Genomic DNA, 15,957 nt, shown 5'->3' with positions numbered 1-15,957 from the left:
TCAACGCGACGGGGGCGGCTCCGCACCCTCGTCCGCCTCCTCCACCTGGTCCGAGTCGGCGAGCGCCTCCCGGAACTCACGCGACAGGTCCGAGCCGGGAACGGCGGCCTCCTCGGCCTCCTCCGCGACCACGTCCCGCTTGTGCGGCCGTTCCGGCTCGGGCAGCGCCACGTCACCGGCGAACCCGTACTCGTTCGGCTCATCGTGCCTGGTCATGCAGTGATCCTCCGTTCGGGCCACAGGTCGGCCGTACCGACCGCCGGCCATCAAAACGGCTACCCGCATCCCGGCCGTCCCACACCCGGCAGTGGTCGTCAGGTCAGTTGGTGCACCGCGTCCACCAGCAACCAGACCCCGCAGATCCCGAACAGCGCGCTGGCGCCGTACCGGATCGTCTTCTCCGGCAGGCGGCGGCCGAGGATCCGGCCGACGCCGATGGCCAGGGCGTCGGCCGCCACCATGCCGACGGTGGAGCCGAGCCAGGTGCCGAACCAGCCGTACTGGGTGGCCAGGGTGATCGTCGCCAGCATGGTCTTGTCGCCGAGTTCGGCCAGGAAGAAGGCGACCGAGACCGCGATGATCGCGGAGCGGCGGGTCCGTTCCGCCTTGCGCCGCTCCTCCTCGGTGAGCGAGTCGCCGCGCAGCGTCCAGATGCCGAAGCCGAGGAAGGCGAGCCCGGCGACCAGCGCGATCCAGCCGGTGGGTAGCGCGGCACCGAGGCCGACACCGAGGGCGACCGAGGCCAGGTGCACGACCGAGGTCGCCACGGTGATGCCGATGATCACCGGTAGTGCCTTGAACCGGGTGGCGAAGGTCAACGCCATCAACTGCGACTTGTCGCCCAGCTCGGCCACGAAGATGACGCCGAAGCTGATCGCCAAGGCGGTGTTGAAGTCCTGCATGTCACCCTTCCCGGTCGATGCCGGGCGGGGGCATGGGCGACCTCGACCCGGCATTGCTGCCTGAGTCGAAGGTCTCGCCCGCCCCACCGGGGTGAGGCCGCGTGGCCGGGTGTGCGACACGCGCGCACCAGTATGTCGACCACGACGTTGGGAGCTACTCCCCTTCGCTGCCGACGACCCTACCCGAGCACGCCCGACGGCGGCGAGGCGCCCTTCGGCTGACCGGGACCTCAGGTGGCCTGGGCGAGGGTCACCGCGAAGAGGCCGTCGTCGTCGGTCCACCGGGCCTGCACGGTGAAGCCGCCAGCGGCCAGTTCCGCGTCGACGTCCTGCGGACGGAACTTCGCCGAGATCTCGGTCCGCAGCTCCTCCCCCTCGGCGAAGGCCAGGTCGAGGTCGAGCACCCGGACCCGCATCGGCCGCCGGGCGCGCAGCCGCATCTCGATCCAGCGCTCGTCCGGGTCCCAGAGCGCGACGTGCGCGAACCCGTCCACCTCGAAATCCGCGCCCAGCTCGCGGTTGAGCACCCGCAACACGTTGCGGTTGAACTCGGCGGTGACCCCGGCCGCGTCGTCGTACGCCGGCACCAGCACGCCGGGGTCCTTGACCAGGTCGGTGCCGAGCAGCAGCCAGTCACCCCGCTCCAGTGCCGAGCGCAGCGCGGCCAGGAATCCGGCCCGCTCCGCCGGCAGCAGGTTGCCGATGGTCCCGCCGAGGAAGGCCACCAGCCGCCGGCCGCCGGTGGGCAGCCGGTCCAGGTGCCGGGTGAAGTCGCCGACGATGCCGCGTACCCGCAGCCCCGGATAGGCGGCGGCGATCTCGGCGGTCGACTGCTCCAACGCGCTGACCGAGACGTCCAGTGGCACGAAGGTACCGAGGCTGCCCCGCGCGGTCAGCGCGTCGAGCAGCAGGCGGGTCTTCTCCGACGAACCCGAGCCCAGCTCGATCAGGGTCTTCGCGTCGGTGAGCCGGGCGATCTCCCCGGCCCGGGCCGCCAGGACGGCCCGCTCGGCCCGGGTCGGGTAGTACTCGGGCAGCCGGGTGATCTCCTCGAACAGCTCGCTGCCCCGGGCGTCGTAGAACCACTTCGGCGGCAGCCACCGGGGCGTGCCGGTGAGCCCGGTCCGGACGTCCTCCCGCAGCGCCCGCTCCAGGTCCCGTTCCTCCAGATATATCTCCAACGGATCAGCGGTCACCCGCACACTCCCCTCGGTCGACACCGCCGCACCGTGCGGCGGGTCCGGTTCCTCGCACCGGCCGCTCCGGCCGCTCAGCCCGGACTCTGCTGTTGCTCGCGCCGGCACTCCGGTCGCGCACGCCCCGGTGGCGCGCTCGGCGCTGCGTCGCTCGGCGCTGCGTCGCTCGGCGCTGCGTCGCTCGGCGCTGCGTCGCTCGGCGCTGCGTCGCTCGGTCGAATCGCGGCCGACGGATGCGGGACGGGCTGGTCGCCGGCTCCGCGCCGGTGGTCCGTCGGCCAGATCGGCGCGATGTCGAGGTGGCCGGCGGCGGCCACGACGAGATGGCCGTCGGGGACCGGCCGCCAGCCCGGTTCCTCGGCCAGCGGCTCGGAACTGACCAGCACCGACTCCCCGGTGGCCCGGACCGACAACGCGTGCCCACCGGCGTTCGCCACCACCAGCCGCCCGTCGGTGAGCATCAGGTTCAGCCGGGAGCCGGGAGCCGCGGCGGCCACCTCCCGGACGGTCTCCGCCACCGCCTCGGCCGGCCCGGCCCCGGCGCGCAGCCGGTGGCGTACCAGGGCCCAGAGCAGGGCCGCGTCGGTCGGGGCGTCCAGGGTCATCAGGTCCCGGGTCGGCAGCCGGCCAGCCAGCGCCGCGATCGAGTCCGGCCAGCCGTGGACCGCACCGTTCAGGCTGAACAGCCACGGTCCCTCGGCGAACGGGGCGGCGGCGGTCTCGACCACCGGCATGCCGACGGTGGCCGAGCGCACCGCCGCCAGTACCGCGCCGGCCGAGGTCGCCGCGGCCAGCACCGGGAGGGTGTCGTCGGCCCAGATCGGGGTGGCCCGCCGGTAGCGCACCGGCGGGCCGTCCAGGGGGTACCAGCCGACGCCGAAGCCGTCGGCGTTGACCGTGCCGCCGCCGCGCATGTCCAGGGGTGCCCAGGACTGCCGCGCCAACGAGTGCGGCGGGTCGAACAGCAGCGCGGCCAGCGGTAGCGCGGGACCGAGATAGGCCAGGTGCCGGCACATCAGCGGGCCCCGCTCCGCCGGCCGGGCAACCGGTCGGGACCGGTCACGCCGTCTCGTCCGGCCGGGCGTCCCGGGCGCACCGGAAGCCGCTGAAGATCTGCCGGCGGATCGGCAGGTCCCAGTTGCGGAACGTGCCCCGACAGGCCACCGGGTCGGTGCCGAAGGAGCCGCCCCGGAGCACCCGGTAGGCGGAGCCGAAGAAGACCTCGGAGTATTCCCGATAGGGGAAGGCGGCGAACCCGGGATAGCCGAGGAACGGACTGGAGGTCCACTCCCAGACGTCCCCGATCAGCTGGTGGACGCCGAGCGGCGAGGCACCCGCCGGGTACGCCCCGACCGGTGCCGGCGCCAGGTGCCGCTGCCCCAGGTTGGCGTGCTCGGGCGTCGGGTCGTCGTCCCCCCACGGATAGCGGCGGGACCGGCCGCTGTCCGGGTCCCAGCGGGCCGCCTTCTCCCACTCGGCCTCGGTCGGCAGCCGCTTGCCGGCCCAGGCGGCGTACGCCTCGGCCTCGTGGAAGCCGACGTGCACCACCGGCTCGTCCGGGACCAGCGGGGCGAACCGGCCGAACCGGGTGTAGCCCCAGTCGGTGCCGTCCCGCCGCCAGTGCATCGGAGCGGTCAGTCCGGCCGACGACCGGTGCCGCCAGCCCGCCTCGCTCCACCAGCGCTGGTCGGCGTAACCGCCGTCGGCGACGAAGGCGAGGTATTCCGCGTTGGTCACCGGCGCCGCGTCGATGACGTACGCCGGCAGTTCCACCGGGTGGCCGGGGCGCTCGTTGTCCAGCGCCCACGGGTCGGTGGAGGTGCCCATCGTGAACCGCCCGGCCGGAACCAGCACCTCACCGGCGACCGGTCCGGCCGAGGGCGGCGGCGCGGGTGCGGAGAGCACCGGCGGGCCGGTCCGGAGCTGGTGGGTGGCGAGCATGGTCTCGTCGTGCTGCTGCTCGTGCTGGGCGATCATGCCGAACGCGAACCCGTCGGCGACCAGCCGGCTGCCGTCGAACCGTACGCCGTCGAGCAGGTCGAAGACCTTGTCCCGGACGGTCGCGACGTAGCGTCGGGCCTCGGCCGGGCCGAGCAGCGGCAGGGCCGGCCGGTCCTTGCGGGGATGCTTGAAGGCGTCGTAGAGGTCGTCGATGTCCTGCCGCACCGGATCGCGGCCGCCGATATCGCGGACCAGCCACAGTTCCTCCTGGTTGCCGACGTGGGCGAGGTCCCAGACCAGCGGGGACATGATCGGTGAGTGCTGCCGGACCAGGTCGTCGTCGTCGACCGCCTCGGTGAGCCGGACGCTGCGGTCCCGGGCCCGGGTGAGTTCGGTGGCGATCCGGTCGCGAAGCGGCCCGGTCGGCCGGTTGTCGGGTCGGACGTCGGTCATGTCGATCCCTCCCGCGCGGCGGCGAACCGCCGCGCCACGATCCGGGTGATCTCCTCGCAGGTCGCCGGCGACAGTCCGGTGCGGTGCAGCGACCGCAGCGCGAGGTCGAGCAGGGTATCGGCCGCTCCGGCCAGCAGCGGGTCCCGCAGCCCGCGCCGGGCCGCCTCGGCCCACCGGCCGGCGACCGGTTCGCAGGCAGCCCGGGCGGCGTCCCGGGTGCGGTCGTCGTCGAGCAGCGCCGCGAGCACGCCGACCGGCGCGATCCACTCACCGTCGGGTTGCGCGTCGAGGTAGCGGATCTCCAGGTACCCCCGGGGGCGTACCGGCGGAAACAGGGTGCTGAGGTGGTAGTCCAGGTCGTCGGTGGTCGGCGGCCGGGGCAGCGCACCGGCCAGCCAGTCCCGGAAGGTGATCCCGGGCGGGACCGTCCAGTCCCCGCCGTCCCGGCGTACGCAGAGCAGCGGCGCGGCGAGCGCGTACCGGACCCAGGCGTCGACCGGGTCGGCCGAGCCCGGCGTCGGCGACCAGGCCGGACGGGTCCGGGCCGGGTCGATGAACTGCCAGGCGGCCATCCGGGCGGAGGCCCAGCCGGTGTCCCGGCCGGCGTGCCGACGGGCGGTGGCGAAGAGCGCGAGCAGGGGCGGTCCGAAGGCGTGTGCGGCGGCCCACCGGTCGGCGAACCGGTCGACGGTGCCGGCGTCCAGGCAGACCTGGAGCCCGGCGGTGCTGTACATCATGGTCCGGCCGGCCGCGCCGAGCCGGTCGAAGGCGCAGCGCATCGCGCGGTAGCGGGGGGTGTCGACCACCGGTGTCGGTGGCCGGTGCGGATCGATGCCGGTGTCGCCGCGGACGAGTCCTGCGGCGCCGAGCAGATCGGTGAGGTGGGCGAGGTCCGAGGTGGTGCTCTCGTGCAGCTCGCCGAGGAGGTGACGCGGGGCGGTGGAGAGTTCCACCTGGCCGCCGGGCTCCATGCTGACCGTGCCCGAGCGGGGCAACGGCTGGCCGGGACTGTCGGGATCGAGGGTGGTCGGGGCGTACGGGCCGAGTGCGGTGCGGAGCCGGGCCGGGTCCACCGGTCGGCTCGGAACGGCCGCGTCGTGCACGGTCCATTCCAGTTCTACGCCGCTGAGCGTGGGCGGCCCGGTCTTGAAGCAGATCTTGGCGACATATCCCTCGGCGTCCTCCATCGCCCGCAGGATCGTGCCGCTGTCCAGGTCGGATGGCATCAGTGCAGGTCCTCCCTCCTGGGAACCGACTCCCCTTACCCGGTTTTCCGATGCACACGCTCCGGACTACTGCCGAGCGCCGCACATGCATAACTTGATCGGCATATTACTGAGTTGGTATGTTCGGGGTCATGGCCACGCCGTTCGAAGTCCTCGCCGAGCCGGTCCGGCGACACATCCTGGACCTGCTCCGGGAGCGCCCGCGCTCGGTGGGCGAACTCACCGAGCAGTTGGGGCTGACCCAGCCGGGCACCTCGAAACACCTGCGGGTGCTGCGCGACGCCGGGCTGGTCCGGGTCCGCCCGGAGGCGCAACGCCGCTGGTATGAACTCTGCCCCGAACCGCTCGCCGAACTCGACGCCTGGCTCGCACCCTACCGATGGATGTGGTCCAGCCGGATCGATGCTCTTGAACGGCATCTGAACACCATGCCACCCGGGTCCGACAATTCCGCCGGGCCCGAGCACCCGCCGGTCGTCGAGCCGCCGCCACCGGCGCGTTCCGGCCCCACCAAGAAGCGGCGGACCGATCCGAGATCCGAGGAGTTGTCGTGAACGAGAGCCTGGACACCGCGCACGGACGGCAGGTGCTGCGCATCGAGCGCCGGCTGGCCCATCCGGCGGAGAAGGTCTGGCCCGCCGTCACCGAGCCCGAGCACCTCCGCGAGTGGTTCCCCGCCGAGATACGGCTGGACCCGCGCCCCGGCGGGCGGATCACCTTCAGCTTCGGGTCCGGTCCCGACGCGCCGCCGGAATCGATCGGCCGGGTCGACGCGTACGAGCCGCCCCGGCTCTTCGCCTTCACCTGGGAGGACGAGCTCTTCCGGATCGAACTGCACCCGGACGGTCCGGGCTGCCTGCTGGTGTTCAGCCACGTCTTCGACGACCGGGCCGGCGCCGCGAGCTTCGCCTCCGGCTGGCAGATCTGCCTCGACGCGCTCGAATGTGTGCTGGACGGCCGGTCCGTCGACCAGTCGGCACGCCCGTCGGGGCGGCTGCACGAGTCGTACGTCGAGCGGTTCGGGCTGGCCGAGGGGGTCGCCGACACCACCGGGGACGGCTGGCGGGTGCGCTTCGAGCGGCAACTGACCCGGCCCGCCGAGGCGGTCTGGGCGGCACTGACCCGGTCCGCGCCCGACCGGCCGGCCACGCTCGGTGCGCCACCGCCGCCGGGCTTCACCACCGACGAGTTCCCGGCCGGCCCGGTCACCGCACTGCACCCCCCGACCCTGCTGGAGTACGCCTGGGAGGCCGCCGGAGCACCGGCCGGCCGGATCCGCTGGGAACTGGCCCAGGGCACCGGGCACGGCGCCCGGCTGGTACTCGAACAGACCGGGCCGGCCGACGCGCCGGGCGGCAAAGCGACCGCGCTGGCCGCCTGGCGCTCCCGGATCGAGCCGCTCGCCCGCCAGCTCGCCGAGGAGGCGGACCGGCTCGCCGGCTGACCGGGTCGGGTCAGCCGGTGAGCCGGACTCGGCGCGGCGCCGGTTGGATAACGGGACGGAACGTAACGGCGTTCCCGGCTTGACACCAAGCTTGCGAATATGTGCACTTGTGGCACTCCGCTCCAGCCGGCACGGTGCCCGCTCAGCAGTCGGAACCGGACCGGCCACCACCGTCACGGGGAGGCACGATGGCACGACGCGCAGGCACGCCCCGCACAGACCTCCGGCTCGACCGGCGCCGGCTACTCGGGCTCGGCCTCGCCGCCGGGGCCGCTCCACTACTGAGCGCCTGCGGCGGCGCGTCGACCACGGGCTCGGACGAGGAAGGGTCGATCACCTTCCTCTCCACCCAGTTCACCCCGGTCGAGGAGCGGCAGCGGTTCGAGCAGATCCTCCGGGACCGGGTCAAAGGCGGCGCGGTCGCGTACAACACCGTCGAGCCGAACGTCTTCTCCTCGACCATCACCTCGCAGGTCGGTGCCGGGCGGGTCGAGGTCAGCCTCGCCGGCGGGCTGCACGGCGACTTCGCCCCGCACGCCGACAAGTTCGAGAACCTCGACGACCTGGCCGGCAAGCTGGCCGACCGGAAGTTCCCGACCGACCTCGCCCAGCTCGGCAAGCTGGCCGGCGGCGCCACCACCTACCTGCCCTGGATGCAGGCGTCGTACGTGCTCGCCGTCAACAAGCGGGCGTTGCAGTGGCTGCCCAGCGGTGCCGACGTGCAGAACCTGACGTACGACCAGTTGCTGACCTGGGTCGGCAACGCCCGGCGGGCCAACGGCAACAAGCCGGTCTTCGGCCTGCCCTGCGGCCCGAAGGGTCTCTACCACCGGTTCTTCCAGGGCTACCTGCTGCCGAGCTTCACCGGCGGCCAGATGACCACGTTCCGGGGCCCGGAGGCGGTGCGGGCCTGGCAGTACATGGTGGAGCTGTGGGCACAGACCGCGCCGGCGTCGACCAACTACGACAACATGCAGGAGCCGTTGCAGCGCGGCGAGGTGCTGATCGCCTGGGACCACGTCGCCCGGCTGGTCAACGCCCCGGCCGACAAGCCGGACGACTGGATCATGGCGCCCGCGCCGCGCGGTCCGAAGGGGCTCGGCTACATGCTGGTCGTCGCCGGCCTGGCGATTCCGAAGGGCGCCCCGGAGCCGGACCGGGCACGCCAGGTGATCGAGGCGTTGACCACTCCGGACGTGCAGTTGGAGGTGCTGCGCCGCAACGCCTTCTTCCCGGTGATCGAGGCCGCGCTCCCGACCGACCTGCCGCCGGCCGTGGCGCTGGAGGCCGAGGCGGTGCGCCGGCAGCAGGACGCCGAGGGCGCCGTGCTGGCCCTGCCCCCGGTGGGGTTGGGCGGCAAGGACGGCGAGGTGTCCCAGATCTTCAAGAACTGCTTCAAGGAGATCTGCCTGGACCGCCGGCCGGTGCAGCAGGTCCTCGACCGGCAGGCCCAGCAGCTCAACAGCATCCTGGACGAGGTGAAGGTGCCCTGCTGGCGCCCGGACCCGGTCGCGGCGGGGCAGACGTGCCGGGTGCAGTGACCACCGCGCCGGATCCGGCGCCCACCGAACGGTCCCCGGCGGCACCGGCCCGGCCGGGCCGTCGGCGACCCCGGCCCCGGGTGCCGACGGCGGCGCTGCTGGTCGCCCCATCGGTGCTCTTCCTGGCCGCGCTCTTCCTCTGGCCGATCGTGGTCGGCGTCGGGCAGGCGTTCACCGGGACCGACGGGCCCACCCTGGCCCACCTGCGCCGGATGCTGGACGACCCCTACTTCTGGACGGCGACCCGGAACACCGCACTGCTGATCGTCGTACTGATCCCGTTGCAGTTCGCGTTCGCGCTGACCATGGCACTGCTGCTGCGGGAGCGGCCGAGGCTGTCGTCGTTCTACTTCTACGTCTGGTGCGTACCGCTGGCGATCAGCGACCTGGCCGCCGGGCTGGTCTGGCTGTCGATCTTCGCCGACCGGGGCTACCTCAACTCGGTCCTGGCCCACCTCGGGCTCGGCGACGGCTACGCCTGGCTCTCCTACGACAACCAGACCACCATGTTCGTCGCGGTGCTGCTGGCCGAGCTGTGGCGGGCCACCTCACTGGTGCTGGTGATCGTGGTGGCCGGACTGCAGAACATCCCGCGCGACTACGACGAGGCGGCGGCGGTCTTCGGCGCGACCTACTGGCAGCGGCTGCGCCACGTCATCCTGCCGCAGTTGCGCCCGAGCCTCCAGGTGGCGCTGATCCTGCGGACCATCCTCGGGTTGCAGACCTTCGCGGTCGCCCAGGCACTCACCGGCCGGAGTTTCCCGCTGCTGGTCGGCGAGACCTACCAGTGGTACGTGACGTTGCAGAACGAGCGGGTCTCGGCGGCGATCGCCCTGGTGATCCTGCTGATGTCCCTCGGCACCGCGGTGGTCTACCTGCGGGTGCTGCGCGACCCGGCAGCCACCGGCGGTGGTCGGTGAGCCGGCTGAAGGCGGCCCGGCGCCGCACGATCGTGATCCACGTCGCCTGCGTGGCGGTCACCCTCTTCATGGGGCTGCCGATCTACCTGATCGCGCTGGCCGCGCTCTCCAGCCGGGAGTCGCTGAACCGGTTCCCGCTCTCCCTGCTCCCCACCGACGTCTCGACCGAGACGATGCGGGTCTTCCTGGACAGCACCGGGGTGGTCGGCGGGTTCCAGAACTCCGTCGAGGTGGGCCTGCTCAGTCTCGCCCTCTCGCTGGCCCTCGGGGTGCCGGCCGGCTACGCCGTGGCCCGGTACGCCTTCCGGGGCCGGGAGCCGTACCAGCTCTTCCTGCTGCTCACCCGGGCGCTGCCGATCGTGGTGCTCTCGGTGCCGCTGGCCCGGGTCTTCCTGGCCACCGGGCTCTACGACACCACGTACGCGGTCGCGCTGCTGCACACCGCGCTGGCGCTGCCGACCACCGTCCTGATCACGTCGGCGATCTTCGTGGCGGTACCGGTCGAGCACGAGGAGGCGGCGATGGTCTTCGGGGCCAGCGCGCCGCGGGCGTTCGCCCGGGTGGTACTGCCGCAGGCGCTGCCCGGGATCGCCGCCGCCGCGATCTTCACCTTCGTCACCTCCTGGAACGAGGTGCTCGGCGCGGCCGTGCTCACCCTCAACCGGCGTACCCTGCCGGCCCAGGTGCTCTCCACGCTGGCCGACTCGCCGCTGGCGTTCCGGTTCGCCGGGGGCTTCGCGCTGGTCGTACCCGCCCTGGTCTTCATCGCGTTCATGCGCCGCTACCTGTTGAACATGTGGGGAACCACGATCCGCTGAAAGGGACGAGCGTTGGCCGAGATCGTGTTGCGGAACCTGGTGAAGACCTATCCGGGGACCCGCTCCCCCGCCACCGACGACATCAGTCTGGAGGTACGCGACGGCGAGTTCCTGGTGCTCGTCGGGCCGAGCGGCTGTGGCAAGACCACCCTGCTGCGGATGATCGCCGGGCTGGAGACCCCGGACGCCGGCAGCGTACACATCGGCGGCCGGGACGTGACCGACCTGCCGGCCCGGCAGCGCGGCCTGTCGATGGTCTTCCAGTCGTACGCCATCTGGCCGCACATGCGGGTACGCCAGAACATCGCGTTCGGGCTGGCCATGCGGAAGACGCCGAAGGCGGAGATCGACCGCCGGGTGGGCGAGGCGGCCGAACTGCTGCACCTGACCGAATACCTGGACCGCTATCCGGCGCAGCTCTCCGGCGGGCAGCGGCAGCGGGTCGCGGTGGCTCGGGCGATCGTGACCGACGCCGACGTGCTGCTGATGGACGAGCCACTGTCCAACCTGGACGCACTGCTCCGGATGGAGTTCCGCACCGAGCTGAAGCGGATCGTCGGCAAGCTCGGCACCACCACGGTCTACGTCACGCACGACCAGGCCGAGGCGCTCTCCCTGGGTGACCGGATCGCGGTGCTGCGCGAAGGACGGGTCGCGCAGGTCGGCCCGCCGCTTGCGGTCTACGACAGCCCGGCCGACGAGTTCGTCGGCGGTTTCCTCGGCGCCCCGCCGATGAACTTCCTCCCGGCCCGGGTCGACCGGGCCGACGGCCGGCCCCGGCTGCGGATCGGCGACCAGTCCACGGCCGCCCCCACGGTGCTGGGCGACTATCCGGGCGACGAGGTGACGGTGGGCGTCCGGGCCGAGAACATCGAGGTCTTCGACGCCGACGGGCCGGGCCGGCTGGCGGCCCGGGTGGAGGTGGTCGAGCCGACCGGGGCGGCCATCCTGCTCACCGTGGACCTGGCCGGCCGGCAGCTCAAGGTGCAGGCGCCGCCGACGTTCCGGATCGGCCCCGGCAGCCCGGTCTGGCTCGCTGTCGACCCGGACCGGGTGCGCTGCTACCACCCCGCCGACTCGACCGCGATCGCCGTCTCCGGCTGATCCGGCGGGGTGCCGGACCGGTCGCGGTGGCCTCCGGGTACGGTGATCGACGGCACCACCAGCCGACGCAGCACAGTCGCCGCCGCGATTGCGTACCCGGCCACACGGCTGGGTACGGTGTGCACGTGCTGGAATCGGGAGTCCTGCTGAGCGGGCGTTACCGCCTTGACGAGCGTGTCGCCACCGGCGGGATGGGCGACGTGTGGCGCGGTACCGACGTGGTGCTCGGGCGCCGGGTCGCGGTCAAGGTGCTGCTCCCCTCGCTGCTGTCCGACCCCGATTTCATCGCCCGGTTCCGCGCCGAGGCCCGGATGCTGGCCACCCTGCACCACCCGGGCATCGTGCAGGTCTTCGACTACGGCGAGGACGAGCTGCCCTCCGGCCGGACCGACTACCTGGTCATGGAGTACGTCGACGGCGAGCCACTGTCGGCCCGGATCCGGGACACCGGACGGCTGAGCGTGGTCGACGCGATGCGCGTGGTGGCCCAGGTCGCCCAGGCACTGCACGCCGCCCACCAGGGCGGGATCGTGCACCGCGACGTGAAGCCGAGCAACCTGCTGGTGCAGGCCGACGGCGCCGTCCGGCTGCTCGACTTCGGGGTCGCCCGCTCGGTGAACATCACCAGCATCACCAGCTCGAACGCGGTGCCCGGGACGGCGCTCTACATGGCGCCGGAGCAGGCCGCCGGCAAGCCCGTCTCGGCCGCCACCGACATCTACGCGCTCGGCGCGGTGGCGTACCAGTGCGTGGCCGGGCAGCCACCGTTCACCGGGGAGAATCCGTTGCAGGTCGCGGTGAAGCATCTGCACGAGGATCCGGATCCGCTCCCCGCCGACGTGCCCGGGCCGGTGGCCGAACTGATCGGGCGGGCCCTGGCCAAGGACCCGGCCGACCGGTACCCGGACGCGGCGGCGCTGGCGACGGCGGCCCGGGCCGCCGCGAACCACCCGGAGGTGCTGGCGGCGGACGCGGTGGGCGGGGTCGACGGTGGCGGCATCGCCCCGGCGGAGCCGACCGCGGTGACCGGTCTCGGCGTCCGCGCGGGCGCGGCGGGTGGCAGCGGCAAGGCGGGCACGGCGAGCGGGCCGAGCACGCTGACCGACAATCCGGTGGTCGGCCCGGACGGCCGGGACCGGGAACCCGGAGTCCGCGTCCTCACCCTGGCCGGGATCGCCGCCGTGATCGGGCTGGGCGCGGCGGTGGTCACCGCCGTGATCGCCTTCCGGTTGTCCGACGACGCCCCGGCGACGAACGCACCGCCGTCCCCGACGCCCAGCAGCACCGCGACGGTCGAGGCCCACACTCCGGAACAGCCGTCGCCGACGCTGCCGAGCGGGCAGGATGCGAACTCCCCCCGACCTCGGGACAGTCCCCGGCCGCGTCCCACCGCCTCGCCGACGCCGAGCCCGACCCCGGACAGCGAGCCGAGCGACGTCCCGACCGAGCCGCCGCCGACCAATCCGCCGGCGAGCAACCCGCCGACCGGCCCTGAGGACCCGCCGGGCAGCGGCGGGCCGGTCGAGCCGGGTGACGGCTGAGCCGAACCGCGCCACACTGTTGGTAGCCTCTCCGCTACCAACAGTGTGTGTATCGTCGCACTGCCAGCACGACGATGGGAAATACTTCCCTTTATCCCTGTTTCGAGGGTGATCAACGATAAATCACCCTAAGGTGTGCACCACGTCGTCCGAGTACGGTGGGAGCCCCTTATGAGCAGCGAAAAGCTGGTTGTCGTCGGTCAGGGATACGTCGGTCTGCCCCTCGCGGTGGCCGCTGTGGAGTCCGGACTGGACGTCGTCGGACTCGACCTCGACACCGACCGGATCAAACGGCTCGGCAGTGGGGAGTCCTTTGTCGAGGACATCTCCGACCAGCGGCTCGGTACGGCGCTGGCCACCGGCCGCTACCTGCCTACCAGCGACTACGCCGACGCCCGGGACTTCGATGTCTGCGTGATCAGCGTGCCGACCCCGCTGCGGGACGGCGTACCCGACCTCAGCTATGTGGAGCAGGCCGGCATGGCACTCGCCCCGTACGTCCGGCCCGGCTGCACCGTCATCCTGGAGTCGACGACCTATCCCGGGACCACCGAGGAACTGCTCCGGCCGCTGCTCGAATCCGGCAGCGGGCTGCGCAGCCCGGACGACTTCCATCTCGGCTACAGCCCGGAGCGGATCGACCCGGGCAACCCGGTCTGGAGACTGGAGAACACCCCGAAGGTGGTCTCCGGAATGGGACCGGAGGCGTTGGACCGGGTCGACTCGTTCTACCGCCGGATCGTCCAGCAGACCGTACCGGTCGACTCGACCCGGGTCGCCGAACTCACCAAGCTGATCGAGAACACCTTCCGCCAGGTGAACATAGCGCTCGTCAACGAGCTGGCCACCTTCAGCCACCAACTCGGCATCGACATCTGGCAGGCCATCGACGCGGCGGCGACCAAGCCGTTCGGGTTCATGTCCTTCCGGCCCGGCCCCGGAATCGGCGGCCACTGCCTGCCGATCGACCCCTGCTACCTGTCCTGGCAGGTGAAGCGGCGGCTCGGCCGGCAGTTCCGGTTCGTCGAGCTGGCCAGCGACATCAACCACGCCATGCCGGAGTACGTGGCGCAGCGGGTGATGGCCGGGCTGAGTAGCCGGGGTCGGCCGCTGCGGGGCGCCCGGCTGCTGATGATCGGCCTGGCGTACAAGAAGAACACCGGCGACCTCCGGGACTCTCCGGCGATCGACCTGGCCGGCCGGCTACACGCGCTCGGAGCCCGGATCAGGGCGGTGGAGCCGTACGCCGATCCCCGGCAGGTGCCGACCGAACTGGCGATGGTCGAGTTGACCGAGGACGAGGTCCGGGACGCCGACGCGGTGGTGGTGGTCACCGACCACGACGTACTCGACTACGACATGATCATCAGAACCGCCCGGTACGTCTTCGACAGCCGCGACCGCTGCCGCGGCCCGGTGGTCGAACGCCTGTAGCCCGGGTGGTCCGCGCACCGGTAGGTCGGCGCGGCCCGTCGGGTAGCGGTAGGTCGGCGACCCGGCCCGTCGGAGCGGCCAGGCCGGTGGTCCGGTCCCTCGTACACCGGCAGCTCGGCGACCCGGCCGCCGGATGGCGGTGGGTCAGCGGGCGCGGGCCAGCGCGCCGGGGGACTCGGCAGGCTCGGTCGGCCAGCAACCCCGGGCCATCGCGAGCCGGTGGTAGAGGTCCCGGGTGGCCGCCACCAGCCGGGGCGTGCCGAACGCCTCCCTGGTCTCGGCCAGCGCGGTGCGACCCATCCGGTGCCGCGACTCGTCGTCGGCCAGCAGCCGCAGCACCGCACGGCTCAGCCCGTCGATGTCCCGGCGGTCGCAGAGCAGCCCGGTCCGGCCGTGCCGGATCACCTCGGCGGTGCCGCCGACGTCGGTGGCCACCACCGCCCGACCGGCGTGGCCGGCCTCGATCAGCGTCAGCGGCGTCCCCTCGTGATCCGAGGTCTGCACCACCAGGTCGGCGGCCGCGTAGACCGTCTCCAGATCGGACCGCCAGGGCAGGAAGGTCACCTCGATCCGGTCGGCGGCGGCCGCCCTGACCGTCTCGGCCAACTCGGCACCCTCGCCGCAGACCACGAACCGGACATCGGCCCGGGTACGCCGGACCGCCCGGGCCACCGTGAGGAACCGGTCCGGCCGTTTGGCCGTACTGAGCGGACCGATGTACGCCACCACCGGCCCGGTCTCGGGCAGTCCGAGGGTACGCCGCGCGTGGTCCTGCCCGGGCAGCGGCGACAGGCTCGCCCCCGGTGGCATCACGGTGTACTGGTCAGGACGGCCGATCGAGGCGGCCAGGAGTTCGTCGCGGAGCCGGGCGCCGACCGCAACCAGGGCGTGGCTGGTCCGGGCCAGCATCCACTCGGCACCCGCGGCCACCTGGCCGGCGATGCGCGACGACCCGGGCACTGGATGGGTGTGGAAGGTGTGCACCCGGATCGGCACCCGGCAGGTGACCGCCGCGACCCGGCCCAGCACGCCGGCCCGCACGTCGTGGGTGTGCACCAGGTCGGGCTGGAAGTGGCGGATCTCCCTGATCAACGCGGCCAGCGCCCGGAGGTTGTCGACCGGCCGGGCCGGACTGCGGAGCGCGGGCAACACCCGGACGGGTACGTCGGAGGCCCGCAACCGGCGGTAGTCGCCGGTACCCAGCTCGACCGGGCCCGCGTAGAGCCGTTGCTCGAAGCGGTCCGGATCGAGCCCGCGCATCAAGGCGCCGACCTGCGGCGCGGCCTCGCCCACAGCCATTCGGGAGATGATCCGCAGCACCCGAAGCGGTCGCATGACCAGACCTTTCACGCCTCGCGGCACGGCCGATCCGGTGATCGGTCGCGCCGAAATCAACCTTTGGTCCCGTTATACGCTGATTTGCAGGGGCAGACCGAT

Annotated in this window: 14 protein-coding genes and 1 pseudogene; 8 read left to right on the top strand and 7 right to left on the bottom strand. The window is 72.6% G+C overall.

Going from position 1 to position 15,957, the window contains the following annotated elements; all coding sequences use genetic code 11:
* The 6 genes and pseudogenes from AAH979_RS34445 to egtA form a co-directional block, all read right to left on the bottom strand.
* Positions 1–216 (bottom strand): hypothetical protein, encoded by a 216-nt coding sequence (locus AAH979_RS34445; RefSeq protein WP_346262308.1) that lies wholly within the window; start codon positions 214–216, stop codon positions 1–3.
* A 98-nt stretch (positions 217–314) separates the two neighbouring features.
* A complete protein-coding gene (locus tag AAH979_RS34440; RefSeq protein ID WP_346262307.1) occupies positions 315–902 on the bottom strand; it encodes a TMEM165/GDT1 family protein in 588 nt (195 codons plus the stop codon).
* Between the two features lie 230 nt (positions 903–1,132).
* A complete protein-coding gene (egtD, locus tag AAH979_RS34435) occupies positions 1,133–2,098 on the bottom strand; it encodes an L-histidine N(alpha)-methyltransferase (RefSeq protein WP_346262306.1) in 966 nt (321 codons plus the stop codon).
* Between the two features lie 281 nt (positions 2,099–2,379).
* Positions 2,380–3,114 (bottom strand): annotated as a pseudogene (gene egtC, locus AAH979_RS34430) (ergothioneine biosynthesis protein EgtC); the annotation flags it as partial.
* 43 nt (positions 3,115–3,157) lie between these two features.
* A complete protein-coding gene (gene egtB / locus AAH979_RS34425) occupies positions 3,158–4,492 on the bottom strand; it encodes an ergothioneine biosynthesis protein EgtB (protein WP_346262305.1) in 1,335 nt (444 codons plus the stop codon).
* On the bottom strand, positions 4,489–5,718 hold the full coding sequence (gene egtA, locus AAH979_RS34420) for an ergothioneine biosynthesis glutamate--cysteine ligase EgtA (RefSeq protein WP_346262304.1): 1,230 nt from the start codon (positions 5,716–5,718) through the stop codon (positions 4,489–4,491). The genes egtB and egtA overlap by 4 nt, the downstream gene beginning before the upstream one ends.
* 131 nt (positions 5,719–5,849) lie before the next feature.
* On the opposite strand from egtA, the gene AAH979_RS34415 reads away from it, so the two are divergent.
* The 8 genes from AAH979_RS34415 to AAH979_RS34380 all read left to right on the top strand — a co-directional run bounded on the left by AAH979_RS34415 (position 5,850) and on the right by AAH979_RS34380 (position 14,520).
* Positions 5,850–6,272, top strand: coding sequence for a metalloregulator ArsR/SmtB family transcription factor (locus tag AAH979_RS34415; protein WP_346262303.1), 423 nt, complete (start codon positions 5,850–5,852; stop codon positions 6,270–6,272).
* Positions 6,269–7,162, top strand: a complete 894-nt coding sequence (locus AAH979_RS34410) for an SRPBCC family protein (protein WP_346262302.1) — start codon at positions 6,269–6,271, stop codon at positions 7,160–7,162. The genes AAH979_RS34415 and AAH979_RS34410 overlap by 4 nt, the downstream gene beginning before the upstream one ends.
* A 188-nt stretch (positions 7,163–7,350) precedes the next feature.
* Entirely contained in the window at positions 7,351–8,703 is a 1,353-nt protein-coding gene (locus AAH979_RS34405) for an ABC transporter substrate-binding protein (protein ID WP_346262301.1), read from the top strand.
* Positions 8,700–9,623 carry a sugar ABC transporter permease gene (locus tag AAH979_RS34400; protein ID WP_346262300.1) on the top strand — a complete coding sequence of 308 codons (924 nt, stop codon included), beginning with the start codon at positions 8,700–8,702 and terminating at the stop codon, positions 9,621–9,623. Before AAH979_RS34405 ends, AAH979_RS34400 begins: the two co-directional genes overlap by 4 nt.
* Positions 9,620–10,441 (top strand): carbohydrate ABC transporter permease, encoded by an 822-nt coding sequence (locus AAH979_RS34395; RefSeq protein ID WP_346262299.1) that lies wholly within the window; start codon positions 9,620–9,622, stop codon positions 10,439–10,441. Before AAH979_RS34400 ends, AAH979_RS34395 begins: the two co-directional genes overlap by 4 nt.
* Before the next feature lie 12 nt (positions 10,442–10,453).
* The gene (locus AAH979_RS34390; RefSeq protein ID WP_346262298.1) at positions 10,454–11,545 is read left to right on the top strand and encodes an ABC transporter ATP-binding protein; all 1,092 of its coding nucleotides are present in this window, start codon (positions 10,454–10,456) and stop codon (positions 11,543–11,545) included.
* Positions 11,546–11,670: 125 nt separating this feature from the next.
* Positions 11,671–13,086, top strand: a complete 1,416-nt coding sequence (locus AAH979_RS34385; RefSeq protein WP_346262297.1) for a protein kinase — start codon at positions 11,671–11,673, stop codon at positions 13,084–13,086.
* A 171-nt stretch (positions 13,087–13,257) separates the two neighbouring features.
* Positions 13,258–14,520, top strand: a complete 1,263-nt coding sequence (locus AAH979_RS34380) for a nucleotide sugar dehydrogenase (protein ID WP_346262296.1) — start codon at positions 13,258–13,260, stop codon at positions 14,518–14,520.
* A gap of 144 nt (positions 14,521–14,664) precedes the next feature.
* Here the strand turns inward: AAH979_RS34380 and AAH979_RS34375 are convergent, their stop codons facing one another.
* Entirely contained in the window at positions 14,665–15,855 is a 1,191-nt protein-coding gene (locus AAH979_RS34375; protein WP_346262295.1) for a glycosyltransferase, read from the bottom strand.
* Positions 15,856–15,957 lie beyond the last annotated feature (102 nt).

It is taken from the genome of Plantactinospora sp. ZYX-F-223 (assembly GCF_039649625.1).
Classification (GTDB): domain Bacteria; phylum Actinomycetota; class Actinomycetes; order Mycobacteriales; family Micromonosporaceae; genus Plantactinospora.
Note: the sequence above shows the minus strand (reverse complement) of the source record. Positions and strands in the feature narration are given on the sequence as shown.